The sequence below is a fragment of the Aurantiacibacter spongiae genome (assembly GCF_003815535.1).
GTDB lineage: Bacteria > Pseudomonadota > Alphaproteobacteria > Sphingomonadales > Sphingomonadaceae > Alteraurantiacibacter > Alteraurantiacibacter spongiae.
On sequence record NZ_RPFZ01000001.1, the window covers coordinates 334,892 to 350,456 of the forward strand.

14 protein-coding genes, 2 tRNA genes, 1 other RNA gene and 2 pseudogenes are annotated in these 15,565 nt (G+C 62.1%); 8 read left to right on the forward strand and 11 right to left on the reverse strand.

Annotated elements, in window-relative coordinates:
• Positions 1 to 5: 5 nt before the first annotated feature.
• Positions 6 to 2,000 carry a transketolase gene (gene tkt / locus EG799_RS01755; protein ID WP_123878009.1) on the reverse strand — a complete coding sequence of 665 codons (1,995 nt, stop codon included), beginning with the start codon at positions 1,998 to 2,000 and terminating at the stop codon, positions 6 to 8.
• Positions 2,001 to 2,214: 214 nt separating this feature from the next.
• Between tkt and EG799_RS01760 the strand changes: the two genes are divergently transcribed.
• The 6 genes from EG799_RS01760 (at position 2,215) to EG799_RS01785 (ending at position 4,542) form a co-directional block, all read left to right on the forward strand.
• On the forward strand, positions 2,215 to 2,400 hold the full coding sequence (locus EG799_RS01760; RefSeq protein ID WP_123878011.1) for a hypothetical protein: 186 nt from the start codon (positions 2,215 to 2,217) through the stop codon (positions 2,398 to 2,400).
• 4 nt (positions 2,401 to 2,404) lie between these two features.
• Entirely contained in the window at positions 2,405 to 2,743 is a 339-nt protein-coding gene (gene zapA / locus EG799_RS01765) for a cell division protein ZapA (protein ID WP_123878012.1), read from the forward strand.
• 11 nt (positions 2,744 to 2,754) lie between these two features.
• A non-coding RNA gene (gene ssrS / locus EG799_RS01770) (6S RNA) lies at positions 2,755 to 2,924 on the forward strand.
• A gap of 23 nt (positions 2,925 to 2,947) precedes the next feature.
• The gene (locus EG799_RS01775; RefSeq protein WP_123878015.1) at positions 2,948 to 3,532 is read left to right on the forward strand and encodes a 5-formyltetrahydrofolate cyclo-ligase; all 585 of its coding nucleotides are present in this window, start codon (positions 2,948 to 2,950) and stop codon (positions 3,530 to 3,532) included.
• On the forward strand, positions 3,529 to 3,744 hold the full coding sequence (locus tag EG799_RS01780; RefSeq protein ID WP_123878017.1) for a DUF2842 domain-containing protein: 216 nt from the start codon (positions 3,529 to 3,531) through the stop codon (positions 3,742 to 3,744). Before EG799_RS01775 ends, EG799_RS01780 begins: the two co-directional genes overlap by 4 nt.
• Before the next feature lie 12 nt (positions 3,745 to 3,756).
• On the forward strand, positions 3,757 to 4,542 hold the full coding sequence (locus EG799_RS01785) for a DNA-formamidopyrimidine glycosylase family protein (protein WP_123878019.1): 786 nt from the start codon (positions 3,757 to 3,759) through the stop codon (positions 4,540 to 4,542).
• 19 nt (positions 4,543 to 4,561) lie between these two features.
• Here EG799_RS01785 and EG799_RS01790 read toward each other — a convergent pair.
• The 6 genes and pseudogenes from EG799_RS01790 to EG799_RS01815 form a co-directional block, all read right to left on the reverse strand.
• A tRNA-Asp gene (locus EG799_RS01790) sits at positions 4,562 to 4,638 on the reverse strand.
• 131 nt (positions 4,639 to 4,769) lie between these two features.
• Positions 4,770 to 6,125: a dihydrolipoamide acetyltransferase family protein gene (locus EG799_RS01795; RefSeq protein WP_123878021.1), complete on the reverse strand. Its 1,356-nt coding sequence runs from the start codon at positions 6,123 to 6,125 to the stop codon at positions 4,770 to 4,772.
• A 5-nt stretch (positions 6,126 to 6,130) separates the two neighbouring features.
• A pseudogene (locus EG799_RS01800) lies at positions 6,131 to 7,143 on the reverse strand (alpha-ketoacid dehydrogenase subunit beta).
• Positions 7,144 to 7,211: 68 nt separating this feature from the next.
• A complete protein-coding gene (locus tag EG799_RS01805; protein ID WP_123878023.1) occupies positions 7,212 to 8,504 on the reverse strand; it encodes a thiamine pyrophosphate-dependent enzyme in 1,293 nt (430 codons plus the stop codon).
• A 75-nt stretch (positions 8,505 to 8,579) separates the two neighbouring features.
• Positions 8,580 to 9,527 carry a thymidylate synthase gene (gene thyA / locus EG799_RS01810; protein ID WP_234028968.1) on the reverse strand — a complete coding sequence of 316 codons (948 nt, stop codon included), beginning with the start codon at positions 9,525 to 9,527 and terminating at the stop codon, positions 8,580 to 8,582.
• 51 nt (positions 9,528 to 9,578) lie between these two features.
• The gene (locus tag EG799_RS01815) at positions 9,579 to 10,580 is read right to left on the reverse strand and encodes an NAD-dependent epimerase/dehydratase family protein (protein ID WP_123878025.1); all 1,002 of its coding nucleotides are present in this window, start codon (positions 10,578 to 10,580) and stop codon (positions 9,579 to 9,581) included.
• A 186-nt stretch (positions 10,581 to 10,766) separates the two neighbouring features.
• Here EG799_RS01815 and EG799_RS01820 point away from each other — a divergent pair.
• Positions 10,767 to 10,843, forward strand: a tRNA-Pro gene (locus EG799_RS01820).
• Positions 10,844 to 10,952: 109 nt separating this feature from the next.
• On the forward strand, positions 10,953 to 13,055 hold the full coding sequence (locus EG799_RS01825) for a site-specific integrase (RefSeq protein WP_123878027.1): 2,103 nt from the start codon (positions 10,953 to 10,955) through the stop codon (positions 13,053 to 13,055).
• Positions 13,056 to 13,560: 505 nt separating this feature from the next.
• On the opposite strand, the pseudogene EG799_RS14140 reads toward EG799_RS01825, so the two are convergent.
• From EG799_RS14140 to EG799_RS14150, 4 genes and pseudogenes are all read right to left on the reverse strand, one after another.
• Positions 13,561 to 13,680 (reverse strand): annotated as a pseudogene (locus tag EG799_RS14140) (SDR family NAD(P)-dependent oxidoreductase); the annotation flags it as partial.
• A gap of 28 nt (positions 13,681 to 13,708) precedes the next feature.
• On the reverse strand, positions 13,709 to 14,902 hold the full coding sequence (locus EG799_RS01835; RefSeq protein ID WP_123878029.1) for a zinc-dependent alcohol dehydrogenase: 1,194 nt from the start codon (positions 14,900 to 14,902) through the stop codon (positions 13,709 to 13,711).
• Positions 14,902 to 15,138: an SRPBCC family protein gene (locus tag EG799_RS14145; RefSeq protein WP_234028969.1), complete on the reverse strand. Its 237-nt coding sequence runs from the start codon at positions 15,136 to 15,138 to the stop codon at positions 14,902 to 14,904. The genes EG799_RS01835 and EG799_RS14145 overlap by 1 nt, the downstream gene beginning before the upstream one ends.
• Positions 15,139 to 15,558 (reverse strand): SRPBCC family protein, encoded by a 420-nt coding sequence (locus EG799_RS14150; protein ID WP_234028970.1) that lies wholly within the window; start codon positions 15,556 to 15,558, stop codon positions 15,139 to 15,141.
• Positions 15,559 to 15,565: the final 7 nt, after the last annotated feature.

A 15,565-nucleotide genomic window follows, 5' to 3' on the forward strand; every position in this document is an offset into this window, starting at 1 on the left:
CCTGCCTAATTTTTGATGCTGTCGATGATTTTCGGGACGATGGCGTCCGCCGTGAAGCCGAATTTGTCGAACAGGTCCCCTGCCGGGGCGGACGCGCCGAACCGGTCGAGCCCGATATTGAGACCGTTCGCCATCGTATAGCGTTCCCAACCGAACGTCGTGCCCGCCTCTATGCTGACGCGCAAAATGTCTTCCGGCGGGACGTTGGGCAGGATGTCCGCCTTGTAGGCCTCGTCCTGCTCATCGAAAAGTTCGGTGCAAACCATGGAAACCACGTCGGCGCCCACGCCTTCCTTTTCGAGCCGCTCCGCGCAATCGAGTGCCAAATAAACTTCGGACCCGGTCGCAATCAGGATCACGCGCCGCTTGTTGCCGGCTTTCTTGAGGCGATACGCCCCGCGCGAGCACTGATCGGTGTCCTCGGGGGCGTTGCGGACTTGCGGCAGACCCTGCCGGCTCAGCGCCAGCAAGCTCGGCCTACTTGTCTGGCGCAGCGCGATCTCCCAGCACTCCGCCGTCTCCACCGCGTCCGCCGGGCGCATGACCAGCAGATTGGGCATTGCGCGCAAGCTTTGCAGGTGCTCGATCGGCTGATGGGTCGGACCGTCCTCGCCCAGGCCGATACTGTCATGCGTCATCACGTAGACGACGCGTAGCCGCTGGAGGGCGGAAAGGCGGATGGCCCCCCGGCAGTAATCGGTGAAGATGAGGAAGGTGCCGCCGTAAGGAATGATGCCGCCATGTAGGGCCATTCCGTTCATTGCCGCGGCCATGCCGAATTCGCGGATGCCGTAGTAGATGTAGCGGCCCGACCGGTCCTTTGCCGTGAAGGCGCCGATGCCCCCGGCCCTGGTATTGTTCGAACCGGTGAGATCGGCGCTGCCGCCGATCGTATCGGGCAACCGGCCGTTGATCTGTTCCAGCGCCATCTCGCTTGCCTTGCGCGTGGCGACCTTCTGCGGATTCTTCATCAGGGACTGGGCGTAGTCGCTCAGGCTGAACTTCGCCGGCAGGTCGCCCGCCATGCGGCGCTCGAACTCGGCCTTTCGTGAAGAACCGGCCAGACGGTCGTCCCAATCGGACCGGGCCGATGCCCCGCGTGAAGTGCTGGCTCGCCAGTCTTCGAGTATGTCATCGGGGATGACGAAAGGATCGTGCGTCCATCCCAGCGATTTGCGCGCAGCTGCCACCTCGTCTTCGCCCAGGGCGGCGCCATGCACCTTGCTCGTGCCAGCCATGGTGGGAGCGCCCTTGCCGATCACCGTGCGGCAGGCGACGAGCGAGGGTCGCTGCAATTCGGCCTTCGCCTCGTCCAGCGCACGCCGGATATCGACTGGATCGTGACCGTCGCATTCGGTGACGTGCCAGCCGGTCGCGGCATAGCGGGCCTTGATGTCCTCGCTCGTCGAGAGATCGGTCGGTCCGTCGATGGTTATGCGGTTATCGTCCCACAGGACATTGAGGCGTCCCAGGCTCAGATGACCCGCAAGGCCGATCGCCTCGTGGTTGATCCCCTCCATGAGACAGCCGTCGCCCGCGATAACCCACGTATCATGATCGACCAGCGCGTCGCCGAATTCGCTGTTGAGATGCCGTTCGGCAATGGCCATGCCGACTGCCATCGCCACGCCCTGTCCAAGCGGCCCGGTAGTCGCCTCGACCGCTTCCAGCAGAAAGTTTTCCGGATGGCCCGCACAAGGCGAGCCGAGTTGCCGGAAATTGCGGATGTCCTCGATCGTCGGTGCTTCGTACCCTGTCAGATAGAGCAGCGAATAGATCAGCATCGATCCATGCCCGGCGCTCAGCACGAAGCGGTCGCGGTCGGCCCAGCCCGGAGCGGCGGGATCGTGCTTGAGATACTCGGTCCAAAGAACCGTGGCGACGTCGGCCATGCCCATCGGCATTCCGGGATGTCCCGAATTCGCCTGCTGCACGGCGTCCATCGAAAGGGCGCGGATGGAATTGGCCATGCCGGCAAAGCGGTCAGGGTGCTCGGTCATGCTCTCTCCGTCGCACGAGGGCGCGGCCTGGATGGGGCCGCCGCGGGGGCGATTCGTCTGGCGCGTGTGTGGTGGGGCACGGGTGCGAGGTCAAGCCGAAGGCCTCCAGAGGGCGCGCCGGGCCGGCCGCCGCACGGTCGCCAGGTTGCGGTTTATTCACAGCTTCCGGCGTCAAGCCTTTGCCGTTCCCCGCATATTCGCTAGCCTACTCGACATGGACGTACAGGACCGCATCGCGCAGGCGCTCGACCGGATTGCTGCTGCGTCCGACCGGATCGAGGCTGCCGCGAGCAGGGAAGACGAGCAGCTGCGCTTCCGTTTCGAAAGCCTCAAGAGCGAAGCGGGTGAAGCGCTGGAACGGATCGATCGCCTGATCGCGGAACTGGAAGCTGGGGCGTGATTGCGTGAGCAACGTGACATTGGAAATCGTCGGTCGTCGCTACACCATTGCCTGCGCGCCGGGCGAGGAAGCACATATCGAGGCGCTGGGCGAATCGATAAAAGCGAAACTCGCCAAGCAGGGGGTGACGGGTCAGACGGCCGAGCGGACATTGCTGTTCGCCGCGCTGCTGCTGGCTGACGAATTGCACGAGGCGCAGACTGGTGCGTCTGCGTCGGTCCATTCGGCACAGCCCCCACCTGCGGCAGCGATCGACGAAACCGAGACGGCCCGCCTCGAACAGCTGGCCGAACGGCTGGAATTGCTGGCGGAACGGCTTGAGAACGGCGTAGCGGCGTCCTAGATAGACACTCGGCGGGACTGCCCGGCACGAGCCTTCGATATCCCTGAGGCTATAAGCAAATCCAAGGGAGCTGTCCCTGCCCTGGCCCACCGGTTCGGCCGTGGGGTCGGGGCATACGGCACCCACCTGACCCTTAGGCGTCAGTGGATTCTCCCGGCAAACGACCCATGGTGGTCCCGCCACTTTCGAACAGAAGGCCCGAGCGTGAGCGATACAGACAGCAAGGCCGCGATCCGACAGCATCTCCGAACCGCGCGCGACGAACACGCTGCCGCGCTGCCCGCCAGCGTATCGGCGCTGGTTTTCCGCCAACCGCCCGCCCCGGTTCGCGAAATCGTGCCCCGGGGGGCCAGCGTCGGTCTTTACCGGGCTCTTAAAGGCGAGGCGCCCGCCGCTTCCTATGCCCGGTTCTTCCTCGAAGAAGGACATGTCATCGCGCTACCCCGTATCGAGGATGGCGACGGAGAGATGAGTTTCCGCCGCCATACCGATCCGTTCTCGGAAACCGATCTGGAGAGGGGTCCGTTCGGCGTGATGCAACCCGCACCGGATGCAGAAAAGATCGTGCCCGATGTGCTTTTCGTGCCGCTTCTGGGATTTACGGAGCGCGGCGAAAGGATTGGACAGGGTGGCGGCTTCTACGACCGATGGCTTGCCGATCATCCCCGAACGACCGCCATCGGTCTTGCCTGGGACGTTCAAAGGATCGAGGCGCTTCCCCTCGAGGAGCACGACGTCAGTCTGACCGCCATCGTGACGCCAAGCCGCATCTACGGACCATTCGCATGAGGCAGGAACCGAACTGGCGTATTCCGGTGGGCATTCTCGGCCTGTGCCTGGGACTGGCGATCTACGGGGCCCTTGTCGCGCTGTTCGCTCCTCCCCTGATCGGTGACTGGCCGGTCCTGGCGCAGACCGCGATCTACCTTATCCTCGGTGTCGCATGGTTGCTGCCCTTGCGTCGGTTTCTCATCTGGATGGAAACCGGTCGCTGGGGCTGACGTTTGGGCAACATGCCCGAACTCCCCGAAGCGGAAGCCAATCGCCGTCGTGTTGCAGAACAATGCCTCAATCGCACGATCGAGGAAGCCACGCTCGGTAAGGACATCAGCTACATCGAGCTTCCCGGCGATAACGAGCTCGGCCGTCTGGCCGGGCGGCAGTTCACCCAAACGCATCGCCACGGAAAGCTGATCTTCGCAGGGTCACAGACTGGTCCCTGGATTTGCGTGCATCTGGGCATGACCGGAAAGCTTCTCCCTTTCGACGCGGACGAACGCGACGCGCCCGATTATACCAAGTTCCTGATCCGCTTCGAAGGTACGCGCCGGCTTGCCTATCGCTGTCCGCGAAAGCTTGGCTGGGTACGGGTAGTGGATTCACCGGGCGAAGAGATCGAACGCATCGGCTTCGGCCCGGATGCGCTGGACATGTCACGCGAAGACTTTCTGAACGTCATCGGCGGCACGAACGGAACGATCAAGGGCGCGCTGATGGCCCAGCACAAACTGGCCGGAATCGGCAATCTTTGGTCAGACGAGATCCTGTTTCAAACGGGTGTCGCACCCGATCGGACGGCATCGGACCTGTCCGGAAAGACGATCGGCGATATGTACGCCGATATGCGCAGGATACTGACCCGCGTTTGCGAGGTGAACGCTGATTACGACGACCTTCCGCGAAGCTGGCTGATCGGCAGCCGCGAGGATGGCGCAAAATGTCCGCGTTGCGACGGAACCATCCGCAAAAGCAAGGTCGCCGGGCGCAGCGCCCATGCATGCGACCGCCATCAGACGTGAATTGGCGAATGATCCCAAGTGGCGCGAGTGACGGGACTCGAACCCGCGACCTCCGGCGTGACAGGCCGGCGCTCTAACCAACTGAGCTACACCCGCAAAACTTGCCGCCTTGCAAGAGGCGTTGCACCGCTTGGGAAGCGCGCCTCTAAGACAGGGGCGGTAGGCTGTCAACTGACCTCGCCGCCCTTTTTTACGTCCGCGCAAAACCCGGCGCGAACGCGCGAAAATCATCCGGCTAGAATAGTCGCGGGCGCCTCGATCCGCTTCTTGAGTTCCTGAACGAAAGCGGCGGCATCGTAGCCGTCAACGACCCGGTGATCGCAACTGATCGAGATGTTCATGAGCTTGCGTTTCGCGATGCGCTCGCCGCCCTGACCATCGGTTACGAACATCGGGCGCTCGATGATGCGGTTCGGCCCGATAATCGCCACCTCCGGCCGGTTGATCACCGGCGTCGTCGCTACGCCGCCCAGCGGCCCCAGCGATGTCACGGTCAGGGTAGAGCCGGACAGTTCCTCCGACTTCGCGCTGCCCTCGCGCGCGGCCTCGGCCAATCGGGCGATCTCGCGCGCCAGTTGCCACAAGTTCATGGTGTGAGCGTTGCGAATGACGGGCACCATCAAGCCGTTATCGGTCATGGTCGCCATGCCCAGATGCACAGCCCCGTGGCGGGTGACAACGCGCGCTTCGTCGTCGTAGCGCGCGTTGATCATGGGGAAGTCCGGCAGGGTCCGGCAGATAGCTGTGATGAGTAGCGGAAGCATCGTCAGCTTGGGACGATCCCGACGGTCGGCATTAAGCTGCGCGCGGGTTTCCTCAAGCGCGGTGACGTCCGTTTCCTCGACATAGGAGAAATGAGGAATATGGCGCTTGGACGCGGCCATGTTTTCGGCGATGCGCTTCCTCAGGCCGATGACCTTTATTTCCTGATCGGAACGGGAAGCCGCGCTGCCGGAAAATCCGCCGTTGTAGCTGATGAAGGCGTCCAGATCGGCATGACGCACGCGTCCGTCGGCCTGGGGTTTTACCTCGGCAAGGTCGATGCCCAGATCCTTCGCGCGCTTGCGAACTACCGGGGACGCGAGAACCTTCGTGTGCGAGTCTGGCCCCGCCTGCGACGTCGCGCCGCTCGTGTTCTGGCCGGAGTTGGTCGCTGATGGCGCTTCCCTCTCCTCTGCCGCCTGTTTCGCATCCTCCGGGTCCGAAGGGTCGGGATTTTCCACCTCGATCCGCTTCTCGACTTCGTCGGACCTGGGCGCCGGGGCGTCGGCTTCACTCGCGTCGCGCCCCCCGTCTTCGGCCGCCGCCTTGTTTTCCTCCGCCACGTCATCGGGCACCTCGCCCTCGACCTCGATGACCACCAGCATTCCGCCGATTGCGACCGTATCGCCAGCTTCGCCGGCAACCTCGAGAACTTTCCCCGCCACGGGGCTTTCCATCTCGACCGTCGCCTTGTCGGTCATCATGTCGGCGAGCGGACTATCCTCTTCCACGGTATCACCTGGCTTTACGTGCCAGGCGACGATTTCCGCTTCCGCAATCCCTTCGCCGATATCGGGGAGGTTGAACGTGAACTTTGTCATGGCGATCAGTCTTCCAGCATCTTGTCGATAGCCTCGCCGATGCGGACCGGGCCGGGAAAATAGGCCCATTCGAGGCTGTGCGGATAGGGCGTGTCGAAACCGGTGACCCGTTCGACCGGGCTTTCGAGGTGATAGAAACAGCGCTCGGTAACCAGCGCGGAAAGCTCGGCGCCGAAGCCCGAAGTGCGCGTCGCCTCATGGACGATCAGGCATTTCCCCGTCTTCTTCACCGACTTTTCCACAGGCTCTATATCGAGCGGCACGAGCGTGCGCAGGTCGAGGATTTCCGCATCGACGCCCTTGTCCTCGCAGACGGCCTTCACGACATGGACCATCGTGCCATAGGCGAGAACGGTCATCGCCGCGCCTTCGCGCACGATGTTAGCCGTGCCGAGTTCGATGCGATAATACCCCTGGGGTACCTGCGCTGCGGGTTGACCCTTCCACGGTTTGGCGGGTTTGTCGTAATAGCCGTCGAACGGGCCGTTGTAGATGCGCTTTGGCTCGAAGAAGATGACAGGATCGTTGTCTTCGATCGCGGCGATCAGCAGGCCCTTCGCGTCGTAGGGGGTCGACGGAACGACGGAACGACGGTCTTCATACCCGACACATGAGTGAAAAAGCTTTCGGGGCTCTGACTGTGGGTTTGTCCCCCGAAAATACCGCCACCGAAGGGGCTGCGCACGGTCATGGGCGCGATGAATTCGGCCGCCGAGCGATAGCGCAGCCGCGCCGCCTCGCTAACGAGCTGATCGAGGCCGGGATAGATGTAGTCGGCAAACTGGATTTCGGGGACGGGCCGCATGCCATACGCACCCATGCCGACAGCGACACCGATGATCCCGCATTCGGAAATCGGCGTATCAAACACGCGGGTCTTGCCGTATTTCTCCTGCAATCCGGCGGTGCAGCGAAACACGCCGCCGAAATAGCCGATATCCTCGCCCAGCAGAATAACGTCGTCATCCTTCGCCAGCATGCAATCGAGCGCGGAATTGATCGCCTCGATCATGTTCATCTGCTTCGTTTCTTCGGCGCCGGCGTCAACGACGGCGGAACCCCCGGTTTCGGTCTCGCTCACCGCGCTCACCAATCCTTGCCTTCGGGATATTTGACTTCGCGTTCGTGAATTGCCTGTCTGCTTTGCTCTTTCAGATGCCAGGGCAGCTCCTCGAACACGTCTTCGAACATGGTTCGGTCGGGATGATGAAGACCATGGCCGAGGATGCCGTTCTTCTCCGCCTCCTTCACGGCTTTGCGGACCTCGGCATCTATTTCGGCGTCCATTTCTTCCTGCCGTTCCTCCGACCATTCGCCAAGCGCGATGAGGTGGTTCGCCAGACGGGTTATCGGGTCGCCCAATGGCCACTCGCTCCGCTCCTCCGCGCTGCGATAAGCTGCAGGATCGTCCGAAGTGGAATGGCCTTCGGCACGATAGGTGAAGTGTTCGATGAGCGTGGGGCCGGCGTTGGAGCGTGCCCGATCCGCCGCCCATCGTTCCGCCGCGAACACGGCAAGCGGATCGTTTCCGTCCACCCGAAGCCCGGCGATGCCATAGCCGATGGCGCGCGCGGCGAAGGTCGCCCGCTCCGCACCCGCGAAGCCGGAAAAGCTGCTGATCGCCCACTGATTGTTGATGACGTTGAGGACAACCGGCGCATTGTAGACAGCAGCAAAGGTCAGCGCGGAATGGAAGTCTCCTTCGGCAGTGGACCCCTCCCCCAGCCAGCTGGCGGCGATCCGGCTGTCGCCCTTGATCGCGCTCGCCATGGCGAAACCTACCGCCTGCGGGTACTGCGTGGCGAGGTTGCCGCTGATCGAGAAAAAGCTCAATCGCTTCGAGCAATACATGATCGGCAGCTGGCGGCCCTTCAGCTTGTCGCCCTTGTTCGAATAGATCTGGTTGACCATTTCCACGAGGTCGTATCCCCGCGCGATCAGGCAGCCCTGCTGACGGTAGGAGGGAAAGATCATGTCGTCCGCAGCCAGCGCATGCGTGGCCGCTACGCTGGTCGCCTCCTCCCCGGTGCATTTCATATAGAAGCTGGTCTTGCCCTGCCGCTGCGCGCGATAAAGACGGGTGTCGAAGGCCCGCACAAGCGCCATTTCGCGCAGGATGGTTCGCAGCGTATCGGGCGCAAGACCGGGATTCCACGGACCGTGCGCCCGGTCGTCATCGCCCAGCACGCGGATGAGGTCATCGCATAGCGGGAACGTCTCACGCGCCTCGCATGTCTCGTCGGGACGTGGCTGCGCGCCCGCCTCGCCGGTTTCGATATGATTGAAGTCGACCGTATCGCCTGGACGGTATTTCGGTTCGGGTACATGCAGCGCGAGCCGCGGGCGATTGTGCCCTGCGATGTCCGTGCTGTCTGCCATGCTCGCTCTCTCCCGAAACAAATCTTTCAAGCAGGCGCAACTCTATTAGTTTCGCCTGAAACCGTCAATCGCCTGCTAGACCGCGACCGGCGCCCTGATCGGCCCTTGCGGCGCATAGTCGGTGACGGCAAAATCCTCGAACCGGTAATCAAAGATGGTTTCCGGAACTCTCACAAGGGCAAGCCGCGGCTCGCCCGCCGGTTCCCGGGCAAGCTGTGTTCGAACAAGCTCCGCATGGTTGAGATAGAGGTGCGTGTCACCTCCTGCCCAGATCAGTTCCCCGGGGCGCATACTTGTCTGCGCCGCCACCATCCGGCACAGCATCGCCGCCCCGAAAAGGTTGAACGGCAATCCCAGAGCGACATCGCAACTGCGCTGGTAGAGCAGGCAATTGAGCCGGGCGTCCCTTCCGCTCCCGATTACGTGAAACTGATAGGTCTTGTGGCATGGCGGTAACGCCATCCTGTCCAGCTCGGCGACGTTCCAGCCTTCGATGATGTGCCGCCTGCCGCCGGGATCGGCCTTCAGGCTCTCGATCACCTGCGACACCTGGTTGATGCCCGGCCCCTTTTCGTACCGACCGTCGGGACCATACCGATAGGTCGGCCAATCGACCCATTGCTTACCGTAGACGGGACCGAGATCGCCCCAGCGCCGCGCGAAGTCTTCTTCCGCCACGATGCGCGCCTCGAAGTCTTCCTGCGCGATGGCGTCTCCGGTTTCTCGCCGGTAGCGGGCAAGCGGCCAGTCGCTCCAGATGGTGACGCCCTGTTCCAGCAGCGGACGAATGTTGGTGCTGCCGGTAAGGAACCAGAGCATTTCGCGTGCCGCCGCCTTCCAGTACACGCGTTTCGTCGTGAGGAGCGGAACGCGTCCGCCGGAAAGGTCGAAGCGCAACATCGTCCCGAAGACCGATCGCGTACCCACGCCGGTGCGATCCATGCGCTCGTCCCCATGCTCCCAGACATGGCGCATCAGATCGAGATATTGCCACTCGTAGTGACGGCCGGCAGAATCGTTCATGATCGGGGGCGCTAGCACCGCGCGGGCACGCATGCCAAACTGCGTGCGCGATCAGGAGCCGTGATAGTCCCGGTACCAATCGACGAAGCGCGGTATGCCGACATCGATGCCGGTCGTAGGTTCGTAACCCAGATCATTCCTGATCGCGTCGATATCGGCGTAGGTGCGCTGAACATCGCCATTCTGCATGGGCTGATAATCGATCTCTGCCTTCCGGCCACACGCCTGTTCGATCAGGCCGATCACGCGGGTCAGCTTTTCGGAGCGATTGTTGCCAATGTTGTAAATCGCGTGCGGTTTCGAAGAACCGCCCGCTTTGACCAGACCGTCGTCCGCCGGCGGCTTGTCGAGCGCTGCAACCACTCCGGCGACGATGTCGTCTATGAAGGTGAAATCGCGCCACATCTCACCCTTGTTGAAGACCGGGATCGGATCGCCCGCGAGGATTTTCCGGGTGAAGATCCACATCGCCATGTCCGGCCGCCCCCACGGCCCGTACACGGTGAAGAAGCGAAGACCGGTCTGCGGCAGGCGATAGAGGTGCGCGTAGGTTTCACTCATCAACTCGTCCGCCTTCTTCGTCGCGGCGTAAAGCGAAAGCGGGTGATCGACCCTGTCGTCCACGGAAAAAGGCAGCTTGTCGTTACCGCCATAGACCGAACTCGAACTGGCATAGACCAGGTGACCAACCTCGCTGTGCCGCGCGATCTCCAACATGTTCGCATGACCGACGAGGTTCGACTGGATGTAGGCGGCCGGGTTCTCGAGCGAGTAACGCACTCCCGCCTGGGCGCCGAGATGAACTATCGCCTCGATCTTCCGGTCTCCTACCGCAGTTTTCAGCGCGGCCATGTCGGAAAAGTCGCAGTTGGCGAAGGCGAACCTGTTGCCACCTGCGGAGCCTTGCACTCGCGCCAACCGGTCCCGCTTGATCTGCGGATCGTAGTAGTCGTTCAGATTGTCGATACCCAGAACGTTGTCACCGCGGGCAAGAAGCGTCTCGGCAAGGGCCGATCCGATGAAGCCCGCCGCCCCCGTAATCACGATCGTCATGTTTCGTTCGCCCCACCATCCGAGCACGCGCAAATCGCCGCTCTAGTGACAGCGCGGCCTTCGCAACGCAATATCTCCGCTCGTCGTGCAGGACGATACGCGCAAAAGAGGCGCTTGCCAGTGCCCGATGCGCCTCCTATAGGCGCGCTCTGCCTCGCGGGGGGGGACACCCCGCCACGCACCGGTCGGGGAGTAGCTCAGCCTGGTAGAGCACTGTCTTCGGGAGGCAGGGGCCGGAGGTTCGAATCCTCTCTCCCCGACCATTTTAGCGCGCTAAGCCGCAGATTTCCGCCTTTTAGCATGGGCTTCCGCCCGGTGTTGGTCACACGACCAACACACATAGCGGTAGCACGTGCGGTAAGGTCGTTATCGATGAGCCGCATACCCTTCACCATCCGGATCGAGGGCCGCTATTCCTTCCGCCGCCGGATCCATTTCCGAAATATTATCTCCAAACCGCTAACCTTGGCGTTGCAGACTGCCGATCCGGGCGCCGCGCGTGAGCGCGTAGCGATCCTGGCGGCGCGTTTCGTAATTGTAAGGGCGGACGTGAAGACCATGCTGGAAGGCCAGCGCAACCTGACCGGCGTCGAGATCGAGGCCATTTTCCGCCGGGAGTTGGAGCAGCAGCTCGGCTCTTGGTTATCGGATGCGTATGCCGATGCCCCCTGGTCTTCCTCGGTGATTGAAGAGGCTGCCCGGCACGGCGAAGCATACCGGCAGCTTCGCCTTCCCAATCCGCGTCACGATATGGATGCATTCGAGAGGGCCAAGCTCGACGCCGCCAATCGGGAAACAGCCGAAAATGACGTGACACCGGAGTGGGCACGCCCGCTGGTCGATCAGATACGCGATGCGCTTTCTGACGAATACGTAATTTCGGCCCCGAAAGCGATCGGTGCGACGACCAGCGACGCCAACATTGCTGCTGCGCGCACACACCTGATCCGGGCTGGCGCATCGGCTTGCACACGGGCGCAGCGCATGTTCGACAACGACGTTCTCGATGCCGCTGATCCCATGCGGGCAACGACCGCCGATCTGGGCGAATTGCCTCCCGCTGTAGCGGCCTTGCTGGCGGGTGCCGAAGGCGTCGCTGCGCCGGTCGCACAAACGAACCTGCCCTCGCCCGCACCGCCTACGGAATGCCCGTTCGCGATCTACGATAACCGCAAGTTCAGCGAGATTATCGAGGACGTCCTATTTGAGCTCAAACAGGACAAGGTCTGGAAAGGCGACCTCAAACAACAGCGCCGGATAATGCAGTCCTTCGCCTGGATCACCGGCGATCGTGAGCTCGGGACGTATGACCATCGTGACGTCGCCCGGTTCAAGAACGGGCTGAACCGCCGCCCGTCTACGTTTCGTTTCGGGAGCCCAGAGAAGGGCGCCATGTCCAGGCCATTCGAGGACGTTATCAGCGAAGTCGCCCCCATCACTCCGGCCACGGCCCGGAACCTTAAAACAGTCAATCGTGACCTCAGCACCATGAGCACGGTCGCCAAGCACCTCGCGCTCACGTCGTGGAAGCCGCGCATTCACAACGTCCTGATCATGGATTTCGCCGGTGCGACGGTTGCAATACAACAAGACGAGAATGCCGAACTTCGCCCGCCGTGGAAGAAGGAAGAGCTCGAATGCCTTTTCCGCTCGCCGCTTTACTTAGGTGGAGGAGCAGGCAAGAACCGCTTGAAGGACGAATGCGCGCGCCCGCATGTTTGGCATGACGCGGCCTTCTGGGCACCGTTAATCTGGTATTACACCCACGCTTGCCGGGAAGAAATCTGTGGGCTCGAAATCGTCGACGTATTCGATGACCACCCCGTTCCGCATATTTACATCCGCGAAAATCTAACCCGCGGCAGGGATGGCGAAAAGGCTGGCGAGAAGCGGATCGCGCGCCGGCGCAAGCTCCCGCTTCATGACGAAATTCTTCGACTGGGATTCCTGGATTACGTGTCCGCTATCCGGGCTGAAGGCCACACTGCGCTCTTTCCCGAACTCTACTTATTCGAGAGCAAGCGCGGTGGTGCTCAATTCTACGATCGCGCCTGGCGGTATATGGTCCAGTGGATCACCGACCGTATGGAGGTCGAGGTGAACGACAAGGGCAAAGGGCCTGATATCCATTCCATCCGTGCGCTCGGCTCATCGTTCTACGAGGTGGACGGGGTCAACGAGATCATGCGGGCTGAAATTATGGGGCACGCCCGTTCCGGTACGAACGCCAAGCATTATTCGAAGCGGATCAAAACCGAAGGGCTTGAGGTCGTCCTGCAGGAACGGCTCGAGTTCGTCCAGCGGTATGTCCCCAAAATCACCCTCCACCTCGACCCCTTGCCTATTCGTCTATTGCCAATGGAGGCGCGATCGAGAGTTGGGTCGGGCCGTCATCGGCGCATTCGCTCCGACGCTGGAATTTCCAAGAAAAGTGGAGCTAGGTCGAGCGGGTCCGCTTTCAGCGGGTCACGCTAAATTTTTCGTGTTAATCGCGGTCTATGCCCTCGGCCGCTCGGATAGCACCAATACGGCAGCTTCGCGCCTTAATTTCGGTCGTTAGAGAATGTTTCGGGATCTCCCGGAAGCGGACCCCGCCGCCTTAGCGACACATTAGCCCGACGGTCTTGATCACGCTACCTTACCGGCGAGCCTTCGCGTTGCGTTCGACTCTAGGGGCCTCTAGCCGCGAAAGCAGTGCTCCTTCATCGACGTTGGCGATCGCTTGAATAAGCCCTTTCAAGCGGCAGGGTTTTTCGCATCTTCTATCACAGCGAAAGGCGCACCTTCCTCGGCGGCTGTCAGGAGAATGTGCCGCCGACGTCCCGATAATAGCGCTTGCTTGCGTCCACTAGGCAAACATTGCCAAGGTTGGAGGCAAGTGCTGTGCCATAACGTTCAGTAATTCGCGGCCAATTCTGTCAGAAAGGTTCTCGCCAATGCTAGGGTTCGGGCTGCGCTAGGCGGCGGTGCATCCGCGCACGGCGCCGGCGGCGGAGGCCAGATCGCGATCCGCCACCAACACTAGATCGCATCCGTCCTTCGCTGCAAGTTTCGCCAATTCGAGCCCGATGCCGCTGGAGGCGCCGGTTACGACGCACAGACCCGAAAGCTTGTCGCCGGGTTCTTGCTCACGCGGTAGCTCCCGCTTCCATGCCAGGCTTGAGGACGACCTTGGTCCAGCTGTCCTGCTCTTCGCGGAAGTTCTTGTAACCGCGCGCGGCGTCTTCGAGCGGCAGGCGGTGGGAGATGAGGAAGGTGGTGTCGATAGTGCCATCCTCGATCTTGTCGAGCAGCGGTTTGGTGTAGCGCTGTACGTGGGTCTGGCCGGCGCGCACCTGCAGCCCCTTTTCCATCAGCGGGCCCAACGGGAACTTGTCTGTCATCCCACCATATACGCCGGGGATCGAGACGCGCCCGCCGGGACGCACCGCTAGGATCGCCTGCTTGAGCGCCGCTGCACGGTCTGCGCCTATGCCGACGGTCTGCTTGACCATGTCGAGCATGTTGTCGACCGCGAAACCGTGCGATTCCATGCCGACCGCGTCGATCACCGCGTCGACACCGATCCCGCCCGACATTGCCATCAATGCTTCGCGCACTTCGGTGGTCTTGAAGTTGATCACTTCGGCGCCGAGTTGCTTAGCCAGTTCGAGCCGGTGCGGATAGTGATCGATCGCGATCACCTTGCTCGCGCCCATGATGATGGCGGACTGGATCGCGAACAGCCCCACCGGGCCGCAGCCCCATACGGCGACCGTGTCGTCGGGTTGGATATCCGCATTTTCCGCCCCCATCCAGCCGGTCGGCAGGATATCGGAGAGGGGCAGCACCTTCTCGTCCTCGAGATGGTCGGGGATCACGATCGGCCCGACATCGGAAAACGGCACACGGACATATTCGGCCTGACCGCCCGAATAGCCGCCCGTCAGGTGCGAATAGCCGAACAGCGCAGCCATCGGATGGCCGTAAAGCGTGGCCGACATGTCCTGCTTTTCCGCCGGGTTGGAATTTTCGTACGCGGAGTATTGCGTGATCTGGCAATGGAAGCAGTTGCCGCAGCTGATTGTGAAGGGCACGACCACGCGCTGGCCCTTCTTGAGCGTACTGTCCTTACCGGTCTCCACGACTTCGCCCATGAATTCGTGGCCGAGGACGTCGCCCGGGGCCACGCCGGGGATGACACCGTCGTACAGGTGCAGGTCCGAACCGCAGATCGCGGTGGAGGTGATCTTTAGGATCGCGTCGCGCGGATTGATGATTTCGGGATCGGGCACGCTATCAACGCGGACGTCGTGCGTTCCGTGCCATGTGAGTGCGCGCATTATCCGTTCTCCTGCTGTTTTGCTTTGCGCGTTTCGCTCTTGCGGTGCGCGGAGGTGGCAATCTCGCCCGTCTCCATCAGCATCTTGAAACGCTTGAGGTCGTGCCGGGCCTGGACTTCGGGTTCGCGCAGGAAGGCCTTGGCAATCCCGCGCCCGATGGCGCCGCCCGGTGCGTCGTATTCGATCCGGAGCGAGACCCGTGTGCCGCGATCGCCGGGCGCTTCGGTAAAGGTCACCTAGCCGGTAGTCTCGATATCCGAGCCTTCGACCGATGCCCAAGCGATCCGTTCGTTCTCGACATCGTCGGTGATCTCGGTCTTCAGGTCGACCGTCGTCCCGGCGGGCGCCTTGATCGTCCAAGTCGCACGGCCCTTCGTTCCGCCCTGCTTGGTGATCCGCTCGACGTTCTCCATGAACTCGGGCAAATTACCGAAGTCCCGCCAATAGACATAGAGCTCGGCGGCGGGCTTGCGGATCGTGACCGTGCGGCCCACCAGCGCGTGTTCACCCTGATTCTTCCGGCGGGCCAGTTTCGGCGCATCGTCGCCGCCGCCTTCGTGCCGGCGGGAGAGGAAAGCGCCGAAGGCCACGGCGCCAAGCGCAACGCCCGCGGCGGCGACACTGCCTGCAATGCCGATTTCTCGATTGTTTTTCATGTCGGTG

Excerpts from the sequence above, each read along its gene's own strand:
- EG799_RS01760 (WP_123878011.1), top strand. The coding sequence starts at position 2,215 with ATGGACGTACAGGACCGCATCGCGCAGGCGCTCGACCGGATTGCTGCT.
- EG799_RS01795 (WP_123878021.1), bottom strand. The coding sequence starts at position 6,125 with ATGACAAAGTTCACGTTCAACCTCCCCGATATCGGCGAAGGGATTGCG.
- EG799_RS01785 (WP_123878019.1), top strand. The coding sequence starts at position 3,757 with ATGCCCGAACTCCCCGAAGCGGAAGCCAATCGCCGTCGTGTTGCAGAA.
- EG799_RS01835 (WP_123878029.1), bottom strand. The coding sequence starts at position 14,902 with ATGCGCGCACTCACATGGCACGGAACGCACGACGTCCGCGTTGATAGC.
- EG799_RS14150 (WP_234028970.1), bottom strand. The coding sequence starts at position 15,558 with ATGAAAAACAATCGAGAAATCGGCATTGCAGGCAGTGTCGCCGCCGCG.
- EG799_RS01825 (WP_123878027.1), top strand. The coding sequence starts at position 10,953 with ATGAGCCGCATACCCTTCACCATCCGGATCGAGGGCCGCTATTCCTTC.
- EG799_RS01815 (WP_123878025.1), bottom strand. The coding sequence starts at position 10,580 with ATGACGATCGTGATTACGGGGGCGGCGGGCTTCATCGGATCGGCCCTT.
- thyA (WP_234028968.1), bottom strand. The coding sequence starts at position 9,527 with ATGAACGATTCTGCCGGCCGTCACTACGAGTGGCAATATCTCGATCTG.
- EG799_RS01780 (WP_123878017.1), top strand. The coding sequence starts at position 3,529 with ATGAGGCAGGAACCGAACTGGCGTATTCCGGTGGGCATTCTCGGCCTG.
- tkt (WP_123878009.1), bottom strand. The coding sequence starts at position 2,000 with ATGACCGAGCACCCTGACCGCTTTGCCGGCATGGCCAATTCCATCCGC.
- EG799_RS01805 (WP_123878023.1), bottom strand. The coding sequence starts at position 8,504 with ATGGCAGACAGCACGGACATCGCAGGGCACAATCGCCCGCGGCTCGCG.